Source organism: Mesorhizobium sp. M0815 (assembly GCF_040319995.1).
Taxonomy (GTDB): Bacteria; Pseudomonadota; Alphaproteobacteria; order Rhizobiales; family Rhizobiaceae; genus Mesorhizobium.
The window spans coordinates 1-24,814 of sequence record NZ_JAMYOU010000050.1; the positions used below are offsets into that span (position 1 = coordinate 1).

Genomic DNA, 24,814 nt, shown 5'->3' on the forward strand with positions numbered 1-24,814 from the left:
CCAATGGCTGGCCAAACAGCGATATCGACGCCCTCATGCCATGGAATTACCAGCGCTGAACGGCCTCAGCTGCCCGCTTACCTTCAATCGAGGCCGGACTCTAATCTCAGATGGAGGAAATTACCCGTGGCAGGTCAAACCCACGCCGGAAACGAACTCAAAACTGGATAGAAACCGGGGGCAGCGTCATCGCAACATCGATTCCGACAAATGCTTCTCTATAATCTGCCACGGCTCGTCCTCCTGTGGTGAGGATCGGCTCGGCCCGCCCGAGCATACGGTCTTATGCTAAAGTGGATGTCGATTCGAGGTGAATAGACTCTTCGTAGATTTTTTATCTAGTTTGACCAAATCTTGTAGCGGAAAATGGGGCAATGTTGATTGGCGGCTTACGTCCGAAAAGGAGGTCACCTACAATTTTGCCGGTTGTCGGCCCTTGTGTCAGGCCAAGATGTCCGTGCCCAAAGGCGTAGATTATATCAGCGCTGACACGCGAGCGGCCGATGATAGGTAAGCTGTCGGGTGTGGCTGGACGATGGCCACTCCATTCAACGCCTTCCGTTTCCTTTAGGCCAGGGAGGTACAGTTTTGCAAGCTTCAACAAGGCATGAGAGCGAGCGTAGTTCGGAGCAGCCCTCAATCCTCCAAATTCGGCCGCGCCACCGATCCGCAATCCTACCGAAAGAGGTGTCGCGACAAACTTCCGTTCTGCGAAAATCACCTCTCGTTCAAGAGTGATTCCAGAGGATGGGATCGTGGTATTGTATCCGCGCTCGCTTTCGAGAAGCACATGATCGCCCAGAGTTTTTGCAAGCAATCCAGACCAGGCGCCTGCGGCTATAACTACTTTTTCCGCTTTGATAGCTCTACTGTCGTCGAGAAAGATCTCTCCGCCAATCGTCGCGGGATCTATCCGACTCACCTGACCTCTCACGACTTCAACACCGTTGGCTATTAGCCAGTTACGCAGTACTGCGACCACCTTCATTGGGTCGCTGACGTGAGACCATTGAGGTGTGAAAACACCGCCCTTCACGATCGATCCGAGCGCGGGCTCCATTTCCCTGATCTCAACCGCCGACACCTCTTTGGCCTCGATACCGAAGTCCCGCTTTCTGTCCCACTCGTGCTTATCTTGAAGGAGGCCGCTCTCACTTTCGTATACGGTCAGCGCGCCCTTGCGAAACAAGTCATCTGCCAGACCTACCTTATTGAACAGCGGTAAAAGATCGTCGTAGACACGACCGTTAATTTCTGCCAGCGCCTCTGAAATACGACTTGCTTGTGACTTTGTACCAGCCCTGGCGAAGTCCCAAAGCCAAGGCAGTAACAGGGGCGTGTGCGAGACCCGAAAAGCAAGCGGGCCGAGAGGATCAAGAATCCATTGCGGTACTTTCTTCCACAATCCAGGAACAGATGCGGGTATCACCTCTGTAACCGCAATGCCGCCCGCATTACCGAATGACGCCTTGTCCCCCTCAGGATCTCGGTCGATGATTGTCACTACGGCACCGTTTCGTAGCGCCTCATAGGCGACACTTAGTCCGATAATGCCGGCACCGATTACTATGACGCTCATTCGAGCCATGTGATTTTCCGTTTTTCGTCCGGGCATCCCGGAGGCGTTCGCCACGCCCTGCAGATTGGATCAGTGAACGGCCGCCAGAATTCGCGCCCGACCCGCTGTTTGTCCGCTTCGGCCCATTCGATGAAGAACCTCGCGATTCGAGATGACCGTTCATGACGAGTCGTGGACCGTCGGTATCGCCAGCAAACTGCGTAACCGGGTGAGGGATGCACGGGTTAGGCGCCTACGATTTCATACGGTATGCCGCGCTTTGAGAGGAAATGCTCCACCAAACCCATGGCAACTTTTGTATCCCCGGGAGAATTGGGTATCGTATCTGAATCAAGTGACGCATAAAATCAACCATTTCGCTTTCCCGTTCGTAAAAGCCAAGAAGGAGCTCACTCTTGATCTCCGTCATTTCTCATCGCTTTCCCGTTCGTAAAAGCCAAGAAGGAGCTCACTCTTGATCTCCGTCATTTCTCACTCTCATTTCAGCAACCTATCGCTTCCTAAATGTCGAGGTCGCGACGACTTTCTCTACCCGGCCTGACTCTTTTAGTTCGACTTCTGACTGACCCGGCCATGCGCTACGCATCTGAAAGTTGGCTGGCCGAAGATTTGCACTTAGAACGTTCAACCAACGCCACCTATGTTGGGCGCTCGCCCTACGAGAGCACTGGTATTCGTAAGTGAGAGGAGTGTTCCCCACCGTGGAAGACGGATTGCGTCGCCTTGATCGATGGCCCAGGTGTGCCTCCGCGATTCCGATTGCGCTGAAACTTGGGAAAGTCGGCGGAGGAGACGTCCAGCCGGAGACGATGGCCGGCTGCAAATCGGTTGGCGGTCGCCCACATGTCGATTTCAAAACGGTGGACTACGCCAAGGCGAAGCGCTGCCGGATCGGGGCCTCGATAGCGCGTCCGCAGCACGCCGCTTTGAAGCTGAATCGCCCGTCCGTCAGGAAAGACGTCGCTGATGCGACCATAGAAGTCGGTTTCGACCGCAGACGAACTGGCGTATAGAACGAGAGTAATCGGACCCACGACATCAAGATTATCAGTGAGGACAGCCGTCGTGTACGTCAGGACGTCAGGACGCTGCTGAACCGCAGCAATATCAACACTGCCAGGTCGGTAGACGTCGGAAAGGATGCTCCCGCCCATCGTCGGTGTTGGATCATCTGGGTCGTAGATGTAGCTGTCCGACGCCGTCGATCCTGCCGCGGTGTTCCAGTTTAGTGTTCCGCTGGGCGCGAGATATAGATGTCGCATCTCGGCCTCCTTCGGAGGCCAGTCCGAACAGGCACGCCATTCATTCGCGCCCATAAGATAATAGGTGACAGGAGGAATCTCTTCGACAGTACCATTTAGTACGGCCTTATACCAAAATTGAAGCAGCTCGGGGTCTTTCCGATAGATCCGCTGGAGGGCCGCGATCTCTTCTTCCCCTTCATGGTAACCGGGTACATTGTGCGCGCTCGGGGTGATCAAAAGCCGGCTTTGCGTGCGCACTGGTGTAAGGCTGTTCTGTATAAGCTGTTCCCAACTAAACAGCGTATCGCCCAAACACCAGTCGTACCATCCTGTGATAAACAGGGCGGGCGCGTGGAGAGCCTGGCAGAGTTGCCGCGCATTCTTTCGCGGGAATAAGAGCGCATCCGGATCAACCTCGTGGCCGAACAGGAAATTGAGTCTTGTCGTGCTGTCGGATGCAATACTGTCTTCGCCCAGGGCGGCCTTAAGCAGTTCGGCGCGCCCGTTCGGCTCTAGGCTATTGTAGTGTTTCCACAGCCAGCTCTTGCGTTTGCCTAGCGGGATGTCCATTAGACTAGGGCAATATTCGCGCAGGCTTCGGGGCATCGGCACGTCCATCGGCTCATCAAAATAGCCCGTCGCCAGTGTCTCCTCCTGCATCCTCGCTTCCATCTCGGCTTGCGGGATCGGTATCTTGTCCTCACCCTTCCCGACTGTGCGTGAATAGGCGTTGACGTACATATGAAACCGTACACCGTTGCTGGGCGCCAGCCCTAGGCCGGCCACCTCTGGCGCGATCGCCGTCATTTTTGGATGGGCCGCCATGCAGAATTGCGTCGCGCCGTCGTATGAGCCTCCCAACGAGCCAATGAAACCATTGTACCAAGCTTGATGGGTTATCCAGTCAACGAAGTCGAAGCTGTCTTCCCACTCATAGACATAGAAGTCCCAGGTATCGGGTTCGCTGTCGCCGGTACCCCGCACATCCTGACAAATCACTACGTAGCCACGCTGACAGAGTGTCGTTGCGATCGTCTCATAACCACCGCGACCATAAGGGGTGCGGATTGCAATACAAGGCGCAGGGGTTACTGGCGGCAGATGCAGATGCGTTGCCAAGCGAATGCCGTCGCGCATCGTAACCAATTGCGTCGCGCGGTTGATTGCCGTTCTAGAATAGATAGCGGGTGAACTTACCTCACCCGCTAGCACCGCGGCGAAGGCAGGAGCGTCATACTTCAACTGGCGCTGCCTTGGTTTGATTTTCTTCCCTTCAGACTGCATCTCATCCATAGGTAAAATTCTTTCATCAATGCGAGCACCGCTTCGGCAAGAGGCGCTTAAGATTCCGCACGCTTTCCACAATCGGAAGCATGGCCCTATCTGGCTAACAGCCAGTGTTTCCGGCCGAGCCAGAGATCGTGCGCAGCACGTTCATCATGCCTTCTGCATTCCGACTAATGTTGGATCCAAAATATCCCGAAGTGCGTCACCTATGACATTCAGCGAAAGCAGTGTCAGTCCAATGGCAAGTGCAGGTATGATAAGCAGATGCGGGTAGGACTGAATCGATTGTGCGCCTGCGGCGATCATCGTTCCCCAACTGGGTGTCGGAGGATCCACGCCGATGCCGATGAAGCTGAGGCCGGCTTCCAGCAGAATTGCATTCGGCACTACAAACGTAATTGCGATGAGAATGACGGGAACGGTGTTGGGCAGCAAATGGGTTCGAATAATGGACCCACCCGAAGCGCCGGAAAGCCGCGCCGCTAAGACATATTCGGCGTGCTTAAGCGACATGACTTGGGATCGAACCAGACGTGAGGTCGTGGGCCAGGAACTAAGGCCCAAGGTTAGGAGAACGCCAAGAATGCCTCCGGACAACCTATAAACCTCAGCCAGGGGGCTCAAAAAGCCATGTATATCACCACTTAAATACCCCTTCACGAAAGCCGCCATCAGAATAGCAAATAGGGTGTCGGGGAATGCATACATCGCGTCCACAAGACGCATCACGATGTTATCGGTCATTCCGCCGAGATAACCTGAGAGCACCCCGACCATTACGCCAATCGCGATTGCAACGATTGTCGAGGCTACGGCCACAACCAGTGACACGCGGGCGCCGACGGCAATGCGAGCAAGCACGTCGCGACCCAGCTCATCCGTTCCGAACCAATGCTGCACCGAGGGCGTCGCATTCCGATGCAGTACGTCGAGACTGTATGCATCATGTGGAAGAAGCCGCGCCAGAAGTGCCAACCCGACCAGGAAGACGAGAAACGCGATACTGACCATCAGACCGGGATTATGGACAGTCGCCCGTCCTATGTTCCAAAAATGTCGCGTGGCAACTCCTCCCTCGCTGTTCTGAACGTCGAGTGTGTTCATCATGTGTTCTCGGCGCGGACCCGCGGATCGAGCAGGAAATAACTAAGGTCAACTAATATGTTGATTGCAATGACTAACACCGCGTAGATGAGAGTTGTTGCGATGATCACCGGGTAATCGCGGGCAGCGACCGCAAGCACAAGGTACCGTCCAAATCCCGGTATCCCCGCAATGGATTCCACAAAAAATGAGCCCACCAGAACGCTAGACGCATAGGCGCCCACAACCGTAATGGTCGGAATGAGCGCGTTGCGACCCATATGATTGAGGACGATGCTCGAAGGCTTGAGGCCTTTCGCGCGAGCGGTCTTAATGAAATCCAGGTTCATGACTTCCAGCAAGCTGCTGCGGAAGCACCGAATGACCGCGCCGAGAGGTGCGAGCGCGAGCGAAAATATAGGTACTATGGATGAAGCTGAGAACAGGCCGTGCCAACCGAAGGTCGGCACCCAACCAAGACCAACCCCCAACGATACGATCAGAATGGACGTAATAACATAGGTAGGCATCGAAATCCCTATCGTGCTGAGGACGCGGATCGCTCCATTGATGATCGAATGTCGGCTTAGAGCTGCAAGTGCCCCGAGTGGGAGACCGAGAACTACTGCTAACACCATCGCTGCGGCGCCCAACTTCAGTGATACGGGAAGGAAACGTTCAACGATATCAGAAACATTCATCGTCCGGTCTCGAAACGACGGACCAAAATCGCCGCGGAAAGCGCCTGCAAGATAGCTAGCATATTGGACGTAAAGCGGCTGATCGAGATGATACTTTTCGTCCAATCTTGCCTTAACAGCTGGGTCGATCGGCCGGTTTGATGTCGCGTCCCATGGTGACCCAGGAGTCGCATGCGCAATGAAAAACACAAGTGTAAAGGAAACTAGCAGGGTAGGGATGCCCGCCAATAGCCGTTTTATAGCATAAATCAGCATTTGGCATTCCTCCCTGCAGATTTCTCGAAGTTCTCAACTACTGAAAACTGGCTTCTTCAACGTGATACATGTCGAGCGTTCCCTCGTGCTTCAGTCCACGGATGCGTGGCTTCATCATCCAAAGGGATGTCGGGTAGTCGATCGCAATCATCGGCTGCTCGTCCTCCAGGATCTTATTTGCGGACCGGAACAATTCCTGCCGTTTGCTGGGATCTGGCTCGGCGTTGGCTTTTTCAACGAGTGCTGTGAAGTCATTGTTTGAGAAGTGGTTCTGCCGAAAGTCGGATATGATTAGATCGCTGTACCAGTTGGCCGGATCCGCATAGTCCGACCACCAGCCATTGATGGCCATGTCATATTTCTCGGCTTTGCGACTATGCACCCAGGCGCGATAAGCGTTCTCCTCAAGAACACTGATCGTGGATTGAATGCCGAGGTTCTCCAACCACATCTGCTGGAGAATTTGCGCAACAAGCGGCCTGCCACGATCGGATGAGGTCGTGATTGTAAATTGCGGAAACCCTTTGCCGTCTGGATAACCTGCTGCGGCCAACAATTTCCGCGCCTCGTCAATCGATCCTTTTAGAGCATCGTCCGAACTGCCGGCTAGAATTGAGTTGGGTACGACAGTCGGGGCCGGACTCGCGCCGCCGCTGCTAGCTGCTTCAACCAACTCGTCGCGGTTTATTGCTAATGCAAGCGCATGTCTGATCCGCTTATCGCCCCAGCGGGGATTTGTCATGTCGTACTGCACCCATTCGCTCGCCGGGAGTGCATAGGTATTGAGTTGGTTACTAAGTTCGACGTCATTCTTTACCCGAGCGATGTCCTGCGGAGGCAAACAAGTCGTGAAATCGATCTCGTCCGCTTCATAGGCGCGCAGCTGCGCAGCACAGAGATCGCCTGACGCGACCGTCATCTCGATCCGCGGAATGTTCGCCTTCTTGCCACCGTAGTACGGGTTTGCTTCCACTACTATGGACTGGTCGTTAACCCGGCTCACCAGCTTATAGGGTCCGTTGCTGACCATATGTTCCGGCGCGATCCACGCATCGCCAAACTTCTCGACCACCGCTTTCGGCACGGGCGTCAGATAGGGCAGAGCGAGCTTGGCTCTAAACTGCGGCGCAATCTTCCCAGTTACGACCTGGAGAGTGTATTCGCCGGTTGCCTTGACTCCAACCTGACCTACATCCGTAACCGTGCCTTTTTGATAGGCTTCGGCATTCTCAATGTCGCTGAGGAAGACTGCGACTTCACTTGCAGTCTTCGGGTTGAGAATGCGCTTCCAGGAATATTCCCAATCGGCGGCCGTAATTGGCTCGCCATTGGACCACTTGTAGTTCGGATTCAGCGTGATGGTCCAGGTGCGGCCATCGGGCCCAAGCTCAATGCTCTTTGCTTGTAGCATCTGAAGCTGTCCGTCATCGCCGAGACGTGCCAAAGGCTGGAACAACTGTGCATTGATGTTGATTGAGAAGTCGGAAGCGAGATTAGGATCCATGTGCCGGGGCTCGCCAACGAGCATACGGAAGGTGTTCTGAGACTCAGCGAGAGCAGACTGTGCTGACCCTATCCATAGCGCTAGGGCGGAAGCCAAGAGACCATGAGAGATCCGCAACCGCTTCCTGCCGACCTCAGGATGGTTGGCAACAGAAGACTGCCAGGAGCGAGTTGCTCCAATATTGTTTTCGGTGTCGCACTGCATGTTTGTTCCCCTTGTACTACGGTTCGGATATCAGTTCAGGCTGCGATGCCTGACATATCTTTCTTGTCCCATTCCTCGCCCCAGAGCATGACGGCATGGCCGGGCGAGACTTCACAATACCGGCGCACAGGTGGGAGATAATCTGCAGGCCTGACCGGGCTCCTAATCTCATCGTACGATAGAGGGCGTTTCTGCAGACGTCGCGAAGGGTCTGCGACCGGCACTGCGGCCAAGAGCCTCTTAGTGTAAGGGTGCTGTGGGTTTTGGAAGATCGCCTCGCGCGAACCAATTTCGACGATCTCGCCCAAATACATGACCGCCACGCGGTGGCTAAGTCGTTCTACGACTGCCATGTCATGCGAGATGAAGAGGTAACTCAATCCCATACGGGCCTGCAGGTCCAGCAGAAGATTGACGACCTGCGCCTTCACCGAAACGTCAAGGGCCGAAACCGCCTCGTCCGCCACGATTAATCGCGGCTCGACCGCGAGCGCTCTCGCGATACAGATTCTTTGGCGCTGCCCGCCTGAGAACTGATGGGGAAGACGTTTTGCCATATCGGGCGAAAGGCCTACTCGCTCCAGGAGGTCCGCGACCTTGTCCCGAACTCGCGATTGAGTTGCGAAATTGCTGATCAGCAGCGGTTCGGCGATAGCAGAACCAACATCCATGCGCGGGTCGAGCGAGGCGAACGGATCCTGAAAGACCATCTGCATAAGCCCGCGATGTCGCCGCAACTCATCTTGGCTGAGCTTAAGAACGTTCACTCCATCGACCAGGACGGAACCTGAAACTGGCTCGAGCAGCCGGACCACCGAGCGGCCCGTCGTTGACTTGCCGCATCCAGACTCGCCGACCAGCGCCAGCGTCTCGCCAGCCCTAATGCTGAAGGATGCATTCTCAACCGCATGAACACGGCCCTTGACCGTTGAAAGCAAGCCCGAACGAATTTCGAACCGCACCGTCAGCCCAGCGACTTCCAACACTGGGCGCCCGCCCTTATTCGCCGTATCAGGCACCTCAATTGGCATGTCGGGCTCACCGGTCGATTTATCAACAACGGGAAAGCGCATTGGCCGGCTATAACCCACCATCGAACCGAGCTTTGGCACAGCGGCTAGCAGCGAGCGGGTATACGGATGTTCGTGACGATTGAATATGTCTTCGGTCGGCCCCGCCTCGACCACCTGACCTTTGAACATAACGAGTGTTCGGTCGGCGATTTCGGCCACCACACCCATGTCATGGGTGATGAAGAGGACAGACATATCCTCATCTTCTTGCAGTTCCTTGATCAACTCCAAGATCTGCGCTTGGATCGTTACGTCGAGCGCCGTCGTCGGCTCATCGGCGACTAGCAACTTAGGCCTACAGGCTAGCGCCATCGCGATCATTACACGCTGTCGCATTCCGCCTGAGAATCGGTGTGGATATTCATGGAAACGCGACTTCGCCGCTGGAATACGGACCCTCTCCAGTAGGCGAACTGTCTCCGAGTCCGCCTCGGAGTGCGACAAGCCGCGATGCCGCATCAACACTTCGGCGATCTGAAAGCCTATGGTCAGAACCGGATTCAGCGAGGTCATCGGCTCTTGAAAGATCATCGCGATCTCATTGCCGCGGACACGGCGCATTTCCGCCTCTGACAGGGTGAGCAACTCCCTATCGTTCAGTACGATCGAGCCGTTAATCTTGCTAAACCCAGGCGGGTTGAGCCGCATGATTGAGAGCGCAGTCACGCTCTTGCCGGAACCGGATTCGCCGACGATCGCCACGGCCTCTCTCCGGCCGATCTCGAATGAAACCCCGTTCACCACAGGCTTCCAAACGCCACCCACCCGGTAGGAGGTGACCAGTTGCGAGACAGAAAGGACGGGCTGATTCATAGACCTCTTCATTTCATCAGCAGACCAAATTCGGCGACATTCGCGCGCAGGTTCAGTACGATTGACGACTAAGTCACTCTCCCCACACCTCGCGGAAGACACGCAGCCAATTCAAACCCAGAATCTTGCGTACGTCGTCTTCCTTATATCCTCGCCCAAGAAGGCCCGCAGTCATCCCCGACAGCATAGCCGGCGTATCAATTTCAGGCGGGTTATAATGAGGTGGGCGTGGATAAGCTTCGGGATTCCAATCGCCAATGCTAACATAGTGCTCCCACTCGCGTATCACTGTATCGAGATCGGAAAACGGTAGCGTTCCCCACCAGTAATCAAGGCCGAGTCCAACGTGATCAATGCCGATCAGCGTTACGAAATGGTCGATATGTTCGATCAAGTCATCAAGCGACGGCCGCGCTGCCCCACCTTTGGCCGGCACAACGAACTGCGGGACCGCAGTAACCCCAATGAGACCGCCCGTAGCTGCAGCCGCCTTAGCCTGATCGTCTTGGATGTTTCTTCTGCTAGGGAATAGGGCGGCGGAATTTGAATGAGAGAAAACTGCGGGTCGGGTCGTCAGCGAAAGCGCGTCCATCGTTGTCTTGTAGCCGGTATGAGTGCAATCGACGATGACCCTGTTTTCATTCAGCCTCCGCACAAGGTTCTTCCCGAACTTACTAAGGCCTCCGTCGAATTCTTCCTCACATCCGTCCCCGACATAATCTTTCCTATTGTAGGTCAGCTGCACCATTCGCACGCCAAGCGCATTAAAAGCTTCGACAAGGTCGAGATCGGTTGCAAACGGTCCTGAACCCTGGAAATGCAACAGGATTCCGGTCTGACCGTCGCGCTTAGCAGCTTCGACATCAACTGCTTTGTGCACCAGCTTCAGGTCCCTTCTGGATGATACGAAACGCAACCAGCCACCGATTTCCTTCAGCGCTGCTGCAGGAGAGCCATTCCCGACATTCACAGTTGGAGCCACGCATGTGACGCCGCCCGCGATATAGGAGTCGATGTAGCTCTTCTTTTGAAGGAGCGGCGCAACAGCATCGATCACGATTGCATCACGGTGGATTGTCTCAACGTCCACGCAGGCCTCCCTTCAGTTCGCTACATCAGCAGCACATTATGTTATTCAAACACCTTGGATCCCGAAATGTCAATGGTGTGTAGATTGGATACAATTGGCAGGCCACTCATAGCGGGGCGGATCTTTCAGCGCGCTCGCCCACCGTGTGCTTGATGAGATCACTTCAATTCAGGGACGCTGTTAATGACGGGGTCATTCTTGGGAGTGTCGGGTCAGTCAATTGGGATAGCCGGTGTAGGTCGCGCCCTTGGCGAGACATAGGTTCTCTGCTTAGGGCTCGATAATCGGCAGCTCGATGTAGCAACCGGCCGAGCCACGATGAAACTTCAGCAAGGGCGGCGCGCCATCGGCGGGCACATTGGCGAACGTGGTCTTGTCGCTGCCGGCAAGACACACTCTCAGGCGGTAGCCAGCGGGCAGGCGGGCGGAGATCGGGTGTAGAGTGAACGACAGGATGGCGCGCTCGCCCGGCGTGAGAGGGTCGGCGTCGCGTTTCAGATAGCTATGCTGAGGTCCAAGCACGCTGAATGGCGAATCGGTCCACACCTTCCGGTGCAGGGCGCGCAGCTGGCCTTCCGTGAGATAACAGGATACCCCGTCCGGCGTCACGGCTTCAAGGTAAACAAAAAAGCTGCCGTCCTCGCGGGTCGAGGTGATGTTCAGGTGGATAACAGGATGTCCGGTGATCTCGAGGTCTTGCGTCAAGGGCTCGCTCGTGTAGGCGAGCCGAGCGGCGTCAAACTGTCGCCGATCTCCATAATCCACCTTGCCACAGCCGTTGCCGGTGGCCCACCGGTTGGAAGTGACGTCCCCCGCCGCAGGGTCGACATGAAGCAAGTCAAAGCCCGTCTCGTCGGGCGATGAGCTCAGGCGGAAGCAATTTGCCATGTACAACCGACGGCGGGTGGCCGGGGGCGGCCATGAGCCGGTCGATTTCCACGTGCCCTCCCCTAGAGTGTAGTAATGGAGGACCTTCCCCTGCTCCGAGCCAGCCTGGCCGCTGAAGCAGGAGTGCGCAAAGCGGATGTCATTTGCCTGCTGCGTCGGCGTGATTGGAAGGATTGCTTCGTCAGCGGCACGGAGCGGATCATAGGAAATGTCGCCGCCATGGTTCCACGGGCCGATGATAACGTTCATTGGATTTGACTGTCGCAGGAAGCGACGAATGGCCCCTTGCGCCGTGCCACCGTCGAACCAACTCGCCCAGTTTTGCATCGGCGTGCCTGAGCGATTGATCCGGTCCGCTACCTCCTGAGTACTCCAGTGGAGCATGGAGGCCCCGCCCCAAGTCGTGGGACGATCGTCCTTGAACGTCACCTGCTGAAAGCCATCCCAGACGGACGGCACCCACTCGCGATCGCGCAGAATCGCATCTAGGCTCACCTCACCACACGACCCGACTGGACGCACGCCCGGCAACCGCTCACCATTGGGCAGGACCCACAAGTTGCGGTCGAAGTCTTTGACGCTGTTACCCCAGGTCCGACCCATGATGAGGTTGGCGATTCCGCCGGGAAAGTAGTAATCTTCATAAGGATCATAGTCAGCAAACCGCGGTATTATACCCTTCAGCGCCGGATGGTTCCGCTCCGCCATCCAGTCCGCTGTGTTGGCGGTGTAGGACAGGCCGTAGCCGACCACCTGACCCGTGGACCAGGACTGTGCAACGATCCAGTCGAGTACTTCAGTGAAGTCCAGCGTTTCGGCGCGCGCACGGTGATGGTGCCACACTCCGAAGGATGCACCGGTGCCGCGAACATCTCCAACGACCACCGCATACCCCTGCGGAGCAAATAGATCGACATAGGGGTTGGACCCGCTCCCACTTATTCCACGCCAGTAGCGCGTCATGACAAGGATGGTGTCACGCTTGGTCCTGGCGTCCTCGTCCATCGGACGGACGATATCCAAGGCAAGCTTCACGCCATCGCGCATGGTCACGTATGTCGATTCCAACGGACCGACCTTATGTCGTGTGGTCACAGCGCCACACCGATCAAAGCCGAAGATCGAATTTGACGCCTGGTGATGGGAGTAGCTCATGAAAATCTCCTGCAATGTGAGGGCTTGCCGGCCCTGGGGCGACGTAAATAATCCGACTAGATCAAACAGCAAAAATATGCAACAAATGTCTCAAACGGCTAAATGTGTAATACGGCAGCTGACGTCCTGGCTCCAAGGGGATGATCGCAGCCCATTGCCGAGATGGTTATCTGAGCTTTTGCCGAACTGATTGGGGGTCGCGGTACCGGCTGTTCGGGCCGGGGGCGGAGGGTGTTGGGACAAAAAAGCTTGATGACTGGATCCCAATCTACAGCAGACTGGACATCATCGCAGGCGTTTACGCAAACCGGAAACTTGTATCCAATCTACAGAAGCTTGACATCCTTGGATCCAAGTTGTTGAATGCACATGGCCTTTGCCAGCGTACTATCTGGGGTGGCTTAAAAGAGGAGGAACGACACATGACAATTTCCCGACGTGACCTCATAAAGGCAGGCGCGGCCGCCGGAACGGCTTTATCGATCCCGTCAATCCTTTGGGCGCAGACATCGCTAGCCGACGCTCGGACGGTTCACATGGAGATGGGAGGCGACCTCCGCATCTTTGACCCGATCTATTCGACGGCGAACATCACTTACAGCCATGGCTTGGCGATCTATGACACGCTGTTTGGGCTCGATTCCAAGCTTGTGCCGCAGCCGCAAATGGTGGGGAAGTGGGGTGTTTCCGAGGACAAGAAGACTTATACGTTCGAGCTCCGGGATGCTCTACGCTTTCACGAGGGCAGCCCCGTCACTGCGGCCGACTGTGTAGCCTCGCTCCGCCGCTGGGGCCAGGTGGATTCCGGCGGACAACTGATCATGTCGCGGGCCAAGGATATCTCGAAGAAGGACGAGAAAACCTTCACGATCGCGCTCAAGGAACCACTTGGCACTCTGGTCGATGGGCTGGTGAACGGGCTATTTTTAGCTATCATGCGCGAGAAGGACGCTGATCGTCCCGCAACGGAGCAGGTGACCTCGAACATCGGATCGGGGCCATTCAAGTTCAACGACGCTCTGTCGAAGCCGGGTGCGAGCTACACCTACGACCGGAATGAACAATACGTACCGCGCAATGAGGCGCCCGATGGATTGGCCGGCGGGAAGATTGTGAAAGTCGATCGTGTCATCTGGGAAAACATGCCCGATCAGCAGACCGCATTCGCCGCCCTACATGCGGGCGAGATGGATTTCCTGGCGTCGCCGCCCCCTGATTTCTATTCAGCGATCGAGAGCGATCCTAACCTTGCACTTCAGGTGATAAATAAGTCTGGCGATGTATTCTTCGTGCGGATGAATTTCTTGCAGAAGCCGTTCGATAACGTGAAGGCGCGCCAAGCAATGCTTCACTTGATCGACCAGGAGGCGTTTTTGCGCGTCCTGTCTCCTGACCTGAGATTCGGTCACACTGTCACTTCCGTGTTTGGAAACGGTACGCCCTATTCTAACGACGAAAATACGGATTGGTTCAAGAAGGGCGGGAACCCGGAAATGGCCAAGCAGCTCTTCAAGGAGGCCGGATATTCCGGCGAGAAGATTATAATTCTCCAGCCCACAGACTGGTCGTCGGCCAACAATGCCTCACAATTTCTGGCGGGCGAATTGCGCAAGGTTGGTGTTAATGCCGAGCTTGCGCCAATGACCTTTGGTGAACTTGTCACCCGTCGGTCGAATAAGGGCCCTATCGAGAATGGCGGCTGGAACATCTTCATCTCGAACTTTCCCAATTACAGCCTAGGCGATCCGATCAGCACTGCCATCTTACTCGCTAATGGCGACAAGGCTTGGTTCGGCTGGCCAAAGAACGATGAATACGAGGCGCTGCGGGCCAAATGGCCAAATGTCGATACACTCGAAGAGCGCAAGGCACTGGCGCGCAAGATGCAAGGGGTTTGGTGGGACTTCGTCGGCTCAGTTTTGTTAGGTCAAACTAACGGGCCAAGTGCGCGCCGCCAGACGCTCACGGGGCTGGTCGAAGTGAGCAGCGGGTACGGTATGCCGATGTGGAACATGCAGAAGGCCTGAAGGCAATGGCCGCTTACATCATCCGCAGGATGGTCTCGACCGTCGCCGTCATGGCGATGGTCGGGATCTTCGTATTCCTCCTTCTCAGGTGGGCGCCCGGCGATCCGGCGGCCATCATCGCCGGCGACACGGCCACGCCACAGATGATCGTCGGCATTCGCGAGAAGCTAGGTCTGAACGATCCTATGCCGGTTCAGTTCATTCATTGGGTGCGCGACATGCTCGGCGGCGATTTCGGTAGCTCGATCTTTGCCGGACGACCCGTTCTCGATCTCATCTCGCAGCGGCTTGAACCGACCCTTTCCCTGTCGATCCTGACGATGATCCTTTCGGTGACGGTGGGGGTCTCCTTCGGCATCCTTGCCGCGTGGAGATCTGCCGGTCTCGTTGACCGCCTCCTCGCTGCGTTTTCGGCGCTTGGTTATTCCGTCCCGGTCTTTGTCGTCGGCTATTTTCTCATATACTTCTTCGCGATTAGGACACACTGGCTACCGGTCCAGGGCTATGTGCCGATCGATGATGGCCTCGGGCCTTGGTTTGTGCACCTGGTCCTTCCCACCGTGGCTCTTGGTCTTGCCTACATTGCATTCATCGCCCGGGTTACGCGGGCGAGCATGCTCGAGGTCCTGTCGGAAGACTATATGCGAACGGCCGCCGCCAAGGGCGCTTCGTCCTATGCCATGCTTTTCCACCATGCCTTGAAGAATGCCGGCGTCCCGATCCTGACCGTCATCGGCATAAGCTTCGCCTATCTGATTGGCGGGGTCGTCCTAACGGAAACGGTGTTCAACATACCCGGTATCGGTCGTCTGGTCGTGGATGCGATCAACAACCGCGACTATCCCATCATTCAGAGTGTACTCATCCTGACTTCGGGTCTGTACGTCCTTATCAACCTCACGGTCGATCTTGCCTATACGCTTATCGATCCCCGCATCCGGTACTGACATGACGCTTATCTCCGCACCAGTTGAAGCCGTGCCGATAGGTGGGCTGCAGCTATCCGATGTTCCCCGTCTGGCAAGACGGCACCCGCTGGTTCTGTTAGGCGGCGGCCTCCTGGCGCTCCTGATCATTCTGGCGCTCGCCGCCCCGCTTTACGTCGGCGACCCCGTGAACATGGATCCATTCAAGCGCCTGCTGCCGCCTTCGGCCCACATGTGGTTCGGAAGCGACAATCTGGGCAGGGACGTGTTTGCGCGAACGATCTTCGGCGCCCGGATCTCCCTCATGGTCGGGCTGACATCGGCGGCGTGCGCGGCTCTTGCCGGGCTTTTGATTGGTGTTGTAGCCGGCTACAGCCGCAGCTTCGACAACGTCGTTATGCGGGTCATGGACGGCCTGATGTCCATCCCGACCATTCTGCTCGCCATTGCCCTTATTTCTCTGACAGGACCGGGGATCGGCATCCTCATCGTCGCCATCGCGATCCCAGAGACGCCGGCCGTCGCGCGGCTGGTTCGTTCTGTGGTTCTAGGTGTTCGCGACCGTCCCTATGTGGAGGCCGCGCTCTGCGGCGGTGCGCGCCTGCCCAAGGTGCTGTGGCGGCATATCCTTCCGAGCACCATTCCGCCGCTCATGGTCCAAGGCGCTAATGTCTGCGCAAGCGCGATCCTCACAGAGGCGGGACTGAGCTTCCTCGGCGTGGGCGTGCCACCCGAGATTCCGAGCTGGGGCAACATGATCTCAAGCTCTCGCCTGTATCTCTCGATCGCCCCTTTGACGATTTTCGCTCCTGGTATCTGCCTTGCCGTCACGGTCCTTGCCGTTAACCTGCTTGGGGACGGCCTGCGCGACCTGTTCGACCCCCGCGCCAAGCGGAGGCGCTAACATGCAGATGCATCAAACCACAGGGAGCGACGTGCTTCTCGATGTTCTAGATCTTGAGACGCACTTTTACGGCGAAGACAGCGTCACCCGCGCCCTGGGCGGCATCAGCTTCCAGGTGAAGAAAGGCGAAACGCTCGGCGTCGTCGGCGAATCCGGTTGCGGGAAGAGCGTCACCGCTCTCTCCATCCTTCGTCTGCTGCCGAAGCTGTCCGCCAGGATGGTCGGCGGCGAGATCCGTTTTCGCGGACGCGACCTCCGTGGACTGTCTGATCGGGAGATGCGACAGATCCGCGGCGACCAGATCGCCATGATCTTCCAGGAGCCGATGACGAGCCTGAACCCGGTCTATACCGTCGGCCACCAGATCGCCGAAGCGGTGCAGATCCACACGAAAGCGTCCCGCTCCGCGGCAATGGCAAAGGCCGAGGAGATGCTTCGTCTTGTCCGCATCGCGGATCCCGAGCGCCTTGTTAACAACTATCCTCACGAAATGTCAGGCGGCATGCGCCAGCGCGCCATGATCGCCATGGCTCTTGCCTGCTCGCCGGAATTATTGATCGCCGACGAGCCGACGACCGCGCTTGACGTCACGATCCAGGCTCAGATCCTGCGACTCATCGCCGATCTGAAAGAGCGCATGGGAACGGCCGTAATGTTCATCACGCATGATCTGGGCGTCGTGGCCGAGACGTGCCAACGCGTCATTGTCATGTATGCTGGCCGAATCGTAGAACAAGCGAATGTCATAGATTTGTTTGCGCGTCCGGCGCATCCCTACACCCAGGGTCTCATGCGATCGGTGCCTGATCGGCGACGTGGCCGACAGCGCCGCCTTCCAGAAATTCCCGGCATCGTGCCAAGTTTGCGCGAGCCCATTGTGGGCTGCAGCTTTGCGCCCCGCTGCCCGTTCGCGATCGATGTCTGCCGCGAGAAGACACCCATCCTGCGTGATGTCGGCTCAGGCCACGCCGCAGCTTGCTGGCGCGCCGAAGAGGTGATGGGCGCATGAGTGTTCCTCTTCTGAAAGTCGAGAATCTCACCAAGCATTATCCGCTTGGCTCGGGAGTCTTCAAAAAAAACATTCCCGTGATCCGGGCGGTGGAGGATGTATCCTTCACCGTGGAGGCGAGTGAGACGCTCTGCATCGTCGGCGAATCCGGCTGTGGCAAGTCCACCGTGGCGCGACTCTTGATGCGGCTCGTGCAGCCGACTAGCGGGCGCGTAATGATCGACGGGACCGATATTGCAGGTCTCAAGAAGGACGCGCTCCACGCGTGGCGCCATCGGATGCAGATGGTGTTTCAGGATCCTTACTCGTCGCTGAACCCGCGTCTTACTGCCGGGCAGATCATCACCGAACCTGTCGAGAACTTTGAGCGCCTCAGCCGCAAGCAGCGCCAGGCACTTGCCGCGGACCTTCTCCGAAAGGTCGGGATGTCGCCCGAGATGATGCACAGGCTTCCGTCTGAGTTGTCGGGAGGTCAGCGCCAGCGGCTCGGCATTGCACGCGCCCTGTCGCTCAACCCCTCTCTCATCATTGCCGACGAAGCGGTGTCAGCTCTTGACGTCTCCGTGCAGGCGCAGATTCTGAATCTGCTTCTGGATCTCCAGCAGCAGCTGGGCATCGCCTTCGTCTTCATCTCGCATGACCTCGGCGTCGTGGAGCATATCGCGCATCGTGTTGCCGTCATGTACTTGGGGCGCATCGTGGAGCTCGCACCCTGCGAGGCGCTTTTCGCCAAGCCGGTCCACCCCTATACGGAGGCGCTGATCGCGGCAGCCCCGGTGCCGGATCCGACGCAAGTGCGGTTGGAAACACCCGTCGAGGGCGAGGTGCCAAGTCCGATCAATCCGCCGAGTGGGTGCGCATTCCATTCGCGCTGCCCGCTCGCCGTCGAACGTTGCCGCATCGAGGTGCCGCCTTTGGTGCCGATGGCAGACGGGCGCGTCGTTGCCTGTCACGTCCGTGCTCCGGCCCGAGACATCCCGGCCCGGCCGGCTGCGGCTACTTCGCTGACTTCTATAGCCCAGACCGTCCCATGTGATCGAAGATATCGAGCGCACCGCTGACGCGAACGCCAAACATCGTGCAAAGTATGGCAAGAAGAAGAGACAGAGTGTAATGGACAACCATTCACATGAGAACGGCTCTGAGGCCGCCCAAGGGGTTGGTAGCTATGCTACGATCGGTTCGATTGCAACGGATGTTAAGGACGGCTTTACGATGGTCGCAATTGGCGACATACCGGCGCTCGGGCAGGCTTCGCGCCCGGCCCGCTCGCGGTCGTCCATCAGGGCGATGTTGTGAATCGTGCGAAACAGCATCAGCCGTACAAAGCGCCGGAACCGCTAATAGACCGTCTGCCAGGTCGGAAAGTCCTTCGGGAGCATCCGCCAGCCACCACCCGTGCGCGTCACTTAGCGGATCGCGTTGAGAACCTCAGGCAAGCCAACGCTCTGCCTACGGCCTCGCTCGGCTGGTTTCTCCGGCAATTGCAATCCGCTCCCATTCCTCATTGGCGAGATCGGTCGGATCGATTCGGGGCATCCGGCCTCGCATCTCGTGGTCTCCACAACATAGCCCATAATCACAATTCGATCGGTCAGAGGCGTTTGGAAAATCGGAAAATTGGGATTTCGGCGGAGGCTGGTTTGTGATTCATATTTGGACGTATATGGACCCCGCCCGATTGCAACAGGTCGGCTAGATCAAGATCGTCGGTCACAACTGCTGACGTAAAGTACGCATACGACGAAGGCCGCATGATTGGCACAGGCGCGTGCGCGCGGCGGGCTTTATGATGGCGATGCGTGAAGGTCAGGCGGCCTGCTGATCGGCGGGCTTGTCGGCTTGGCGCAGGCGCTTCCATTCCCAGGGCAGTAGTTCGTGCAGACGCGAGGCGGGAAGATCGGCAATGCGGGCCAGGACGTCGGCGAGCCAGGCTTTCGGGTCGACGTCGTTGAGGCGTGCAGTGGTGATGAGGGTAAGCATGACGGCGGCGCGTTCGGCGCCGCGCTGGGAACCGGCGAAGGTCCAGTTGCGCCTTCCCAGAGCAATGCCGCGCAGCGCTCTTTCGGCCGCGTTGTTGCTGAGGCAGATTCTGCCGTCGTCGATGAAGCGGGCGAAGTCGGCCCAGCGCCTGAGCATGTAGTTGATTGGCTTCAGGACCTCGGAAGAGCGCGAGAGAGTGTCGCGCTCGCGGAGCAACCAGGCGTGCATGTCGTCGAGAAGTGGTTTGCTCTTCTCCTGCCGCACGGCATATCGCTCGTCAGCGCTGCGGCCGTTGATGGCGCGCTCGATCTCGAACAGCGCGTCGAGACGCCTGACCGCCTCCAGCGCGATCGGGGAGATCGGTTTGCCATTCCTCTTGCCCTCGCGAGCATTGTTCGCGATGTCGGCCAGTTCGAAGAATCCTCGCCGCGCATGGGCGTAGCAAAAGGCCGGCGTGATCGGCTGCTCCTTCCGCTGCGGGTCGAACAGCGGCTCGAAGCCACTGTAACAGTCGCACTGAAGAATGCCGGCGAACCCGGCCAGATGCTTCTGAGGACGCTCGCCACGTCGGTCGCTCGAGGCGTAGTAGATCGCCGCCGGCGGCGCAGGCCCGGCGAAGGGACGGTCATCGCGCGTATAGGTCCAGATGCGCCCGGTCGTGCACTTGCCTTTCGCCAGGATGCGAATGGTGGTGTCGTCGCCATGAAGGCGCTCGGCCGCGAGCACATGGCGCTCGATCAGTTGGAAGAGCGGCATGACGGCGAAGGTTCCGTGGCCGACCTGATCGGCCAGCGTCGACAGCGGCAGGTCGATCCCCTCGGCCTTGAAGCGCGTGCTCTGACGGTTGAGCGGAGTGTGCATGCCGAACTTGTCGAACAGGATCGTCGCCAGCAGCAGCGGACCGATGAAGCCGCGTGGCGTGGCATGGAAGGGCGCCGCGGCTGGCTGATCTTCTCGCAATCGCGGCAAGTGAACTTCTCGCGCACCGTCTCAATCACCTTGAACCGGCGCGGGATCTCCTCCAGCGTCTCGGTCACGTCCTCGCCCAGCTTGGACAGCCGGGATCCGCCGCAGCAGGCGCAGGTGGTGGGTGGCTCGATGACGATGCGCTCGCGCTCGATGTCGGCCGGCCATGGCTTGCGCACCGGCCGTTTGCGCGTGAAGGAACGCACGCTCTGGGTCTTCGCCGCCGCAGCGGCCGCGGCAAGCTCATCCTCGCTCGCCGCGGTCACGAGGTCTTCGAGCTGAAGTTCCATCTGCTCGATCAGACGCGCCGTGCGCTCGGAACGCTGGCCGTATTTCTCGCGCTTCAGCTTCTCGATCATAAGCTGTAGATGTGCGATCAGCGCCTCGGTGTCCGATAGTTTCGCCTGCGCGCTGGCGGCCACCGCCTCGGCTTGCCGCCGCGCTTCACGTTCAGCCCGCAGCGCCGCCAGGGCACTCGCGAGGTCCGAAGGAAGATCATCCGGCTTCAACGTCATGAGGCCAGTGAATCAGATTTTGCCTGCAATTTCAAAATGTAAATGCTAGCCGACCCGCGTCGGACGCCAGGTTTCCTGAGGGTTGCGTCAATCCATCCCGGACAGGAGATAGCTTAACTGCGCCGTCGAGATCGTAACGCTTCCGTCTGCCAGAGAAGGCCAGATGTAGCGGCCACGCTCAAGACGCCTGGTGAACAGGCATGATCCTTGCCCATCATGCCAAATGACCTTCAGGAGATCGCCTCTTTTACCGCGAAAGCAAAAAATATGGCCGCTCAGCGGATCCTTCTTCAAGATCTCCTGCACGCGTAGTGCAAGGCTGGGAAAGCCGCAGCGCATGTCGGTGTGTCCCGTCGCCAGCCACACCCGCACCCCCGTTGGAATCGGGATCATCGCAGCGTTTCCAGGCCGCGCATGATCCGAAGCAGCGCTTCCACGTCCACGTCGGGCTCGACGATCACCCTGCGGCCATTCGCGCTCACTCCTTCCATGCGCCCGCCAGCCGGTTCTCGACCCTTCTTTGGTTGCTCCGGTACGATCACCGCCGGCACGAAACCGCAGACGCCACCTTCGCCGAGCCGACCCTCGCGATGCGCCTTGCGCCAAGCAAACAGCAGTGGGTTGGAAATCCCGTGATGCCGCGCTGTCGCGGATGCTTGCCGCGGAGCCGAATAGCTCTCCTCGACAATCCGCAGCTTCGCCTCTTCCGACCAGCGGCGCCGGCGGCCAGTGTCAACAATCTCGAGACGAGTGACTTGGCGACTGTCAGTAGCGATATCCATACCGACAGTCAGCTACATGCTCCCTTCGCCCGCAAGGCGGCCCTCCTCGGAGGCGTACGACGTAAATCCGCCTTCCTGATGCGGCTGGACACCGTCTTCGCCGCGAGCCCCGATGGATTTTCGCGCACTCCACCTCATCGGCCCCTCGACTTTGGCCGAAGCCAAGCCGGTCCGGTCCACACCAGGTTCGGGAAGTGACGGAATGACCGTTTCACCATCTCCTGCATTTTGCTGCAATTGCCTGGGTGAGACCTCCTTTTGTTATTCCTTCGTTTTGCCGCTTCGCCTTAAGCTGCTTTCACCGATGGTGCGTGCTCGTAGAGTGTGCCGCCCGAGAGCATGGCCCACACGATCCTCGCATTCTTGTTGGCGAGCGTGACGGCCGCGACATTGGGATGCCGCCTTTGCCGCAACTTACCATGGCATCGGCCGGCTCCCGGACGTCGAGGGCGACAAACCGGCGAAGAGGAAATTCAAGAGCTACCCGATCGGCTACTTCCACATCGACATTGCCGAGGTCAGGACCGAGCAGGGCAAGCTGCACATGTTCGTCGCTATCGACCGCAGCTCGAAGTTCGCCTTCGTCGAGTTGCACGAAAAGGCCCCCACAGCCGTGTCAAGAGACTCTCTACTGCGGCTGATCGCTGATCGCGGCCGTGCCCTACAAGATCCACACCGTGCTTACCGACAACGGCACCCAGTTCACCACCCCCGGTGCCGGTGGCTCGGCGGTGCCGCTGATCAAGGAGGCAATCGCCAATGGCGAGATCTTCCGCGCTCACGCCTTCGAATACGCCTGCGCCAGGAATGACATCGAGCACCGCACGACCAAGGCCAAGCATCCGTGGACCAACGGCCAGGTCGAGAGAATGAACCGGACTATCAAGGACGCCACCGTCAAGCGCTTCTACTACGAGAGCCACGACCAACTCCGCATCCATCTCGCCGACTTCGTTGCCGCCTACAACTTCGCCCGCAGGCTCAAGACCTCAAGGGGTTCACATCCTACGAATTCATCTGCAAGGCGTGGGCGTCACAACCGGAACGCTTCAAACTCAATCCGCTTCAGCAAATGCCGTGACCAAACATCTAAAGCGTTTCCTGTCTTGAGAGAATCGTAGGATTCCCAAAGAAGGGTGTTTGTGATTGAACTAAACCGCTGCCGCGGTAGCTGATGCGCGGGTCTGGCCTGAGGAGGCCCCTGTCTGAGAAGATTTGGTGTCGAGCCAACCTTCCAGACAGGAGAACCCCAGATGGCCCAGATAAGCCCTCTGCGTCAGCGGATGATTGAAGATCTGACGATCCGCAATTTGTCACCGGAGACCCAGCGATCCTACGTGCATCACGTGGCGAAGTTCAGTCGATTCTTTGGACGATCACCCGATCAACTGGGATACGAAGAGGTGCGCGCCTATCAGGCCCACTTGGTGGGCCGAAGGGTCTCGTGGGGCGCGTTGAACCAGACCGTTTGCGCCTTGCGTTTCTTCTACGGCGTGACGCTGGGTCGATCTGATCTGCCTGAGCGGATCGCTTACGCTCGGACGCCGCGCAAGTTGCCGGTCGTGCTGAGTGCCGATGAGGTGGTCGGTTTTCTGCAGGCCGTGAAGGGAACGAGGAACCGGGTCGCTCTGATGACCACCTATGCGGTGGGCTTACGCGCCGCGGAGGCGGCGCGTCTGCAGGTGACGGACATCGATAGCAGCCGGATGGTCATTCGCATCGAGCAGGGCAAGGGCGGCAAGGACCGCTATGTGATGCTGTCGCCGCAGCTGCTGGAGATTTTGCGCGTCTATTGGCGGTTGACCAAGCCGGGGCGATGGCTGTTTCCCCGGCGCGATGGCCGCGGCCCGATCCACCCGCAAACCTTGGGGATCGCCTGTCGAGCAGCCTGCGAGTTCCTGGGCGTTGAGAAGCGAGTGACAGTGCACACCCTTCGCCACAGCTTCGCCACCCACCTTTTGGAAGCCGGCACGAACATAAGGATCATTCAAGTGCTGCTGGGCCATCGCAGCTTGGCGACGACGACACTATACGCCCAGGTCTCAACGACTGTGATCGGCCGGACCGCCAGTCCTTTTGACCAACTCCACATGGAGATCACGCCGCCCGGCTGAGCCGCGCGCCATGCGCCCGGATCTGGAAGTGGCGGATGTATTCCACCGTCACGGGGCTGATTATCGCCGCGACCATGCCGGCCATCTCGGGCGTGTCGAGAGCCGGGTCATGGCCGCGGTGGAGGCGTGCCGGACCGCGGCCCTGGGCGGTCACGCCGAACACTGCACCGACTGCGACTTCGTGCGGCAAGCCTATAACTCCTGCCGCAACCGCCACTGCCCTAAGTGCCAGGGCCTAGCCCACGCCCAGTGGCTGGCCGAGCGGCAGGCTGAACTGCTGCCAGTCCCATACTTCCACGTGGTCTTCACCGTCCCGGCCCAGATCGCTGAGATCGCCTTCCAGAACAAGGCGGCGGTCTATGCGATCCTGTTCAAGGCCGCATCCGAAGCCTTGAGGGTGGCGGCGGCCGATCCCAGGCATCTGGGCGCCGAGATCGGCGTGGTCGCCGTGCTTCATACTTGGGGTCAAAATCTCCACCATCATCCGCATGTCCACTGCGTCGTGCCGGGCGGCGGCCTGTCGCTCGAGCCTGCCACGGCGAAGGCCGGGGACCAGCGATGGATCGCCTGCCGGCCGGGGTTTTTCCTGCCCGTGCGGGTTCTGTCGCGCCTGTTCAGGCGGCTATTTGCGGGTTTCGCAAAGTCCCGGACAAGGAATTCAGTAAGTCGCGGACACGGATTTCAGTAAGTTCGGGACAGGGATTTCAGTAAG

17 protein-coding genes and 3 pseudogenes are annotated in these 24,814 nt (G+C 58.1%); 8 read left to right on the forward strand and 12 right to left on the reverse strand.

Annotated elements, in window-relative coordinates; translation table 11 throughout:
* Positions 1 to 334: 334 nt before the first annotated feature.
* The 8 genes from NKI01_RS29400 to NKI01_RS29435 form a co-directional block, all read right to left on the reverse strand.
* Positions 335 to 1,588, reverse strand: coding sequence for an NAD(P)/FAD-dependent oxidoreductase (locus NKI01_RS29400; protein WP_352965636.1), 1,254 nt, complete (start codon positions 1,586 to 1,588; stop codon positions 335 to 337).
* A gap of 647 nt (positions 1,589 to 2,235) precedes the next feature.
* Positions 2,236 to 4,116: a CocE/NonD family hydrolase gene (locus tag NKI01_RS29405; RefSeq protein ID WP_352965638.1), complete on the reverse strand. Its 1,881-nt coding sequence runs from the start codon at positions 4,114 to 4,116 to the stop codon at positions 2,236 to 2,238.
* Between the two features lie 144 nt (positions 4,117 to 4,260).
* On the reverse strand, positions 4,261 to 5,217 hold the full coding sequence (locus NKI01_RS29410) for an ABC transporter permease (RefSeq protein WP_352965640.1): 957 nt from the start codon (positions 5,215 to 5,217) through the stop codon (positions 4,261 to 4,263).
* Positions 5,214 to 6,149 (reverse strand): ABC transporter permease, encoded by a 936-nt coding sequence (locus NKI01_RS29415; protein WP_352965641.1) that lies wholly within the window; start codon positions 6,147 to 6,149, stop codon positions 5,214 to 5,216. The genes NKI01_RS29410 and NKI01_RS29415 overlap by 4 nt, the downstream gene beginning before the upstream one ends.
* Positions 6,150 to 6,186: 37 nt before the next feature.
* Positions 6,187 to 7,653 carry a peptide ABC transporter substrate-binding protein gene (locus tag NKI01_RS29420; RefSeq protein WP_352965642.1) on the reverse strand — a complete coding sequence of 489 codons (1,467 nt, stop codon included), beginning with the start codon at positions 7,651 to 7,653 and terminating at the stop codon, positions 6,187 to 6,189.
* A gap of 239 nt (positions 7,654 to 7,892) precedes the next feature.
* On the reverse strand, positions 7,893 to 9,743 hold the full coding sequence (locus tag NKI01_RS29425) for an ABC transporter ATP-binding protein (protein ID WP_352965644.1): 1,851 nt from the start codon (positions 9,741 to 9,743) through the stop codon (positions 7,893 to 7,895).
* Between the two features lie 73 nt (positions 9,744 to 9,816).
* On the reverse strand, positions 9,817 to 10,833 hold the full coding sequence (locus NKI01_RS29430) for a dipeptidase (RefSeq protein ID WP_352965647.1): 1,017 nt from the start codon (positions 10,831 to 10,833) through the stop codon (positions 9,817 to 9,819).
* A 270-nt stretch (positions 10,834 to 11,103) separates the two neighbouring features.
* Positions 11,104 to 12,876 carry a CocE/NonD family hydrolase gene (locus tag NKI01_RS29435; RefSeq protein WP_352965649.1) on the reverse strand — a complete coding sequence of 591 codons (1,773 nt, stop codon included), beginning with the start codon at positions 12,874 to 12,876 and terminating at the stop codon, positions 11,104 to 11,106.
* A gap of 422 nt (positions 12,877 to 13,298) precedes the next feature.
* On the opposite strand from NKI01_RS29435, the gene NKI01_RS29440 reads away from it, so the two are divergent.
* Genes NKI01_RS29440 through NKI01_RS29460 form a run of 5 tightly spaced genes read left to right on the forward strand, consistent with a single transcriptional unit; the run spans position 13,299 to position 18,803 of the window.
* Complete coding sequence (locus tag NKI01_RS29440; RefSeq protein ID WP_352965650.1) at positions 13,299 to 14,903, forward strand: ABC transporter substrate-binding protein; 1,605 nt, start codon at positions 13,299 to 13,301, stop codon at positions 14,901 to 14,903.
* Between the two features lie 5 nt (positions 14,904 to 14,908).
* Positions 14,909 to 15,850: an ABC transporter permease gene (locus NKI01_RS29445; RefSeq protein WP_352965651.1), complete on the forward strand. Its 942-nt coding sequence runs from the start codon at positions 14,909 to 14,911 to the stop codon at positions 15,848 to 15,850.
* Between the two features lies 1 nt (position 15,851).
* Positions 15,852 to 16,733 carry an ABC transporter permease gene (locus NKI01_RS29450; protein ID WP_352965652.1) on the forward strand — a complete coding sequence of 294 codons (882 nt, stop codon included), beginning with the start codon at positions 15,852 to 15,854 and terminating at the stop codon, positions 16,731 to 16,733.
* Between the two features lies 1 nt (position 16,734).
* The gene (locus tag NKI01_RS29455) at positions 16,735 to 17,742 is read left to right on the forward strand and encodes an ABC transporter ATP-binding protein (RefSeq protein WP_352965654.1); all 1,008 of its coding nucleotides are present in this window, start codon (positions 16,735 to 16,737) and stop codon (positions 17,740 to 17,742) included.
* Positions 17,739 to 18,803: an ABC transporter ATP-binding protein gene (locus tag NKI01_RS29460; protein ID WP_352965656.1), complete on the forward strand. Its 1,065-nt coding sequence runs from the start codon at positions 17,739 to 17,741 to the stop codon at positions 18,801 to 18,803. Before NKI01_RS29455 ends, NKI01_RS29460 begins: the two co-directional genes overlap by 4 nt.
* 748 nt (positions 18,804 to 19,551) lie before the next feature.
* Here the strand turns inward: NKI01_RS29460 and tnpC are convergent.
* From tnpC to NKI01_RS29480, 4 genes and pseudogenes are all read right to left on the reverse strand, one after another.
* Positions 19,552 to 21,206 (reverse strand): IS66 family transposase gene (gene tnpC / locus NKI01_RS29465; protein ID WP_352965658.1). Its coding sequence is split into 2 segments (ribosomal slippage): positions 19,552 to 20,663 and positions 20,663 to 21,206, totalling 1,656 coding nucleotides; the frame shifts between segments, so codons are not numbered across the junction.
* A gap of 87 nt (positions 21,207 to 21,293) precedes the next feature.
* On the reverse strand, positions 21,294 to 21,599 hold the full coding sequence (gene tnpB, locus NKI01_RS29470; protein ID WP_352965659.1) for an IS66 family insertion sequence element accessory protein TnpB: 306 nt from the start codon (positions 21,597 to 21,599) through the stop codon (positions 21,294 to 21,296).
* A complete protein-coding gene (tnpA, locus tag NKI01_RS29475) occupies positions 21,596 to 21,988 on the reverse strand; it encodes an IS66-like element accessory protein TnpA (RefSeq protein ID WP_352965661.1) in 393 nt (130 codons plus the stop codon). Before tnpA ends, tnpB begins: the two co-directional genes overlap by 4 nt.
* 287 nt (positions 21,989 to 22,275) lie before the next feature.
* Positions 22,276 to 22,401, reverse strand: a pseudogene (locus NKI01_RS29480) (IS110 family transposase); the annotation flags it as partial.
* Positions 22,402 to 22,406: 5 nt separating this feature from the next.
* On the opposite strand from NKI01_RS29480, the pseudogene NKI01_RS29485 reads away from it, so the two are divergent.
* The 3 genes and pseudogenes from NKI01_RS29485 to NKI01_RS29495 all read left to right on the forward strand — a co-directional run.
* Positions 22,407 to 23,069, forward strand: a pseudogene (locus NKI01_RS29485) (integrase core domain-containing protein); the annotation flags it as partial.
* Positions 23,070 to 23,241: 172 nt separating this feature from the next.
* Complete coding sequence (locus NKI01_RS29490) at positions 23,242 to 24,102, forward strand: site-specific integrase (RefSeq protein WP_352965663.1); 861 nt, start codon at positions 23,242 to 23,244, stop codon at positions 24,100 to 24,102.
* 10 nt (positions 24,103 to 24,112) lie between these two features.
* Positions 24,113 to 24,757 (forward strand): annotated as a pseudogene (locus tag NKI01_RS29495) (IS91 family transposase); the annotation flags it as partial.
* Positions 24,758 to 24,814 lie beyond the last annotated feature (57 nt).

Coding starts and splice junctions, on each gene's coding strand:
- NKI01_RS29490 (WP_352965663.1), top strand. CDS start 23,242: ATGGCCCAGATAAGCCCTCTGCGTCAGCGGATGATTGAAGATCTGACG.
- NKI01_RS29435 (WP_352965649.1), bottom strand. CDS start 12,876: ATGAGCTACTCCCATCACCAGGCGTCAAATTCGATCTTCGGCTTTGAT.
- NKI01_RS29455 (WP_352965654.1), top strand. CDS start 16,735: ATGCAGATGCATCAAACCACAGGGAGCGACGTGCTTCTCGATGTTCTA.
- NKI01_RS29405 (WP_352965638.1), bottom strand. CDS start 4,116: ATGGATGAGATGCAGTCTGAAGGGAAGAAAATCAAACCAAGGCAGCGC.
- NKI01_RS29400 (WP_352965636.1), bottom strand. CDS start 1,588: ATGGCTCGAATGAGCGTCATAGTAATCGGTGCCGGCATTATCGGACTA.
- NKI01_RS29415 (WP_352965641.1), bottom strand. CDS start 6,149: ATGCTGATTTATGCTATAAAACGGCTATTGGCGGGCATCCCTACCCTG.
- NKI01_RS29440 (WP_352965650.1), top strand. CDS start 13,299: ATGACAATTTCCCGACGTGACCTCATAAAGGCAGGCGCGGCCGCCGGA.
- tnpA (WP_352965661.1), bottom strand. CDS start 21,988: ATGGATATCGCTACTGACAGTCGCCAAGTCACTCGTCTCGAGATTGTT.
- NKI01_RS29450 (WP_352965652.1), top strand. CDS start 15,852: ATGACGCTTATCTCCGCACCAGTTGAAGCCGTGCCGATAGGTGGGCTG.
- NKI01_RS29460 (WP_352965656.1), top strand. CDS start 17,739: ATGAGTGTTCCTCTTCTGAAAGTCGAGAATCTCACCAAGCATTATCCG.
- NKI01_RS29425 (WP_352965644.1), bottom strand. CDS start 9,743: ATGAATCAGCCCGTCCTTTCTGTCTCGCAACTGGTCACCTCCTACCGG.
- NKI01_RS29410 (WP_352965640.1), bottom strand. CDS start 5,217: ATGATGAACACACTCGACGTTCAGAACAGCGAGGGAGGAGTTGCCACG.
- NKI01_RS29420 (WP_352965642.1), bottom strand. CDS start 7,653: ATGGATCCTAATCTCGCTTCCGACTTCTCAATCAACATCAATGCACAG.
- NKI01_RS29445 (WP_352965651.1), top strand. CDS start 14,909: ATGGCCGCTTACATCATCCGCAGGATGGTCTCGACCGTCGCCGTCATG.
- tnpB (WP_352965659.1), bottom strand. CDS start 21,599: ATGATCCCGATTCCAACGGGGGTGCGGGTGTGGCTGGCGACGGGACAC.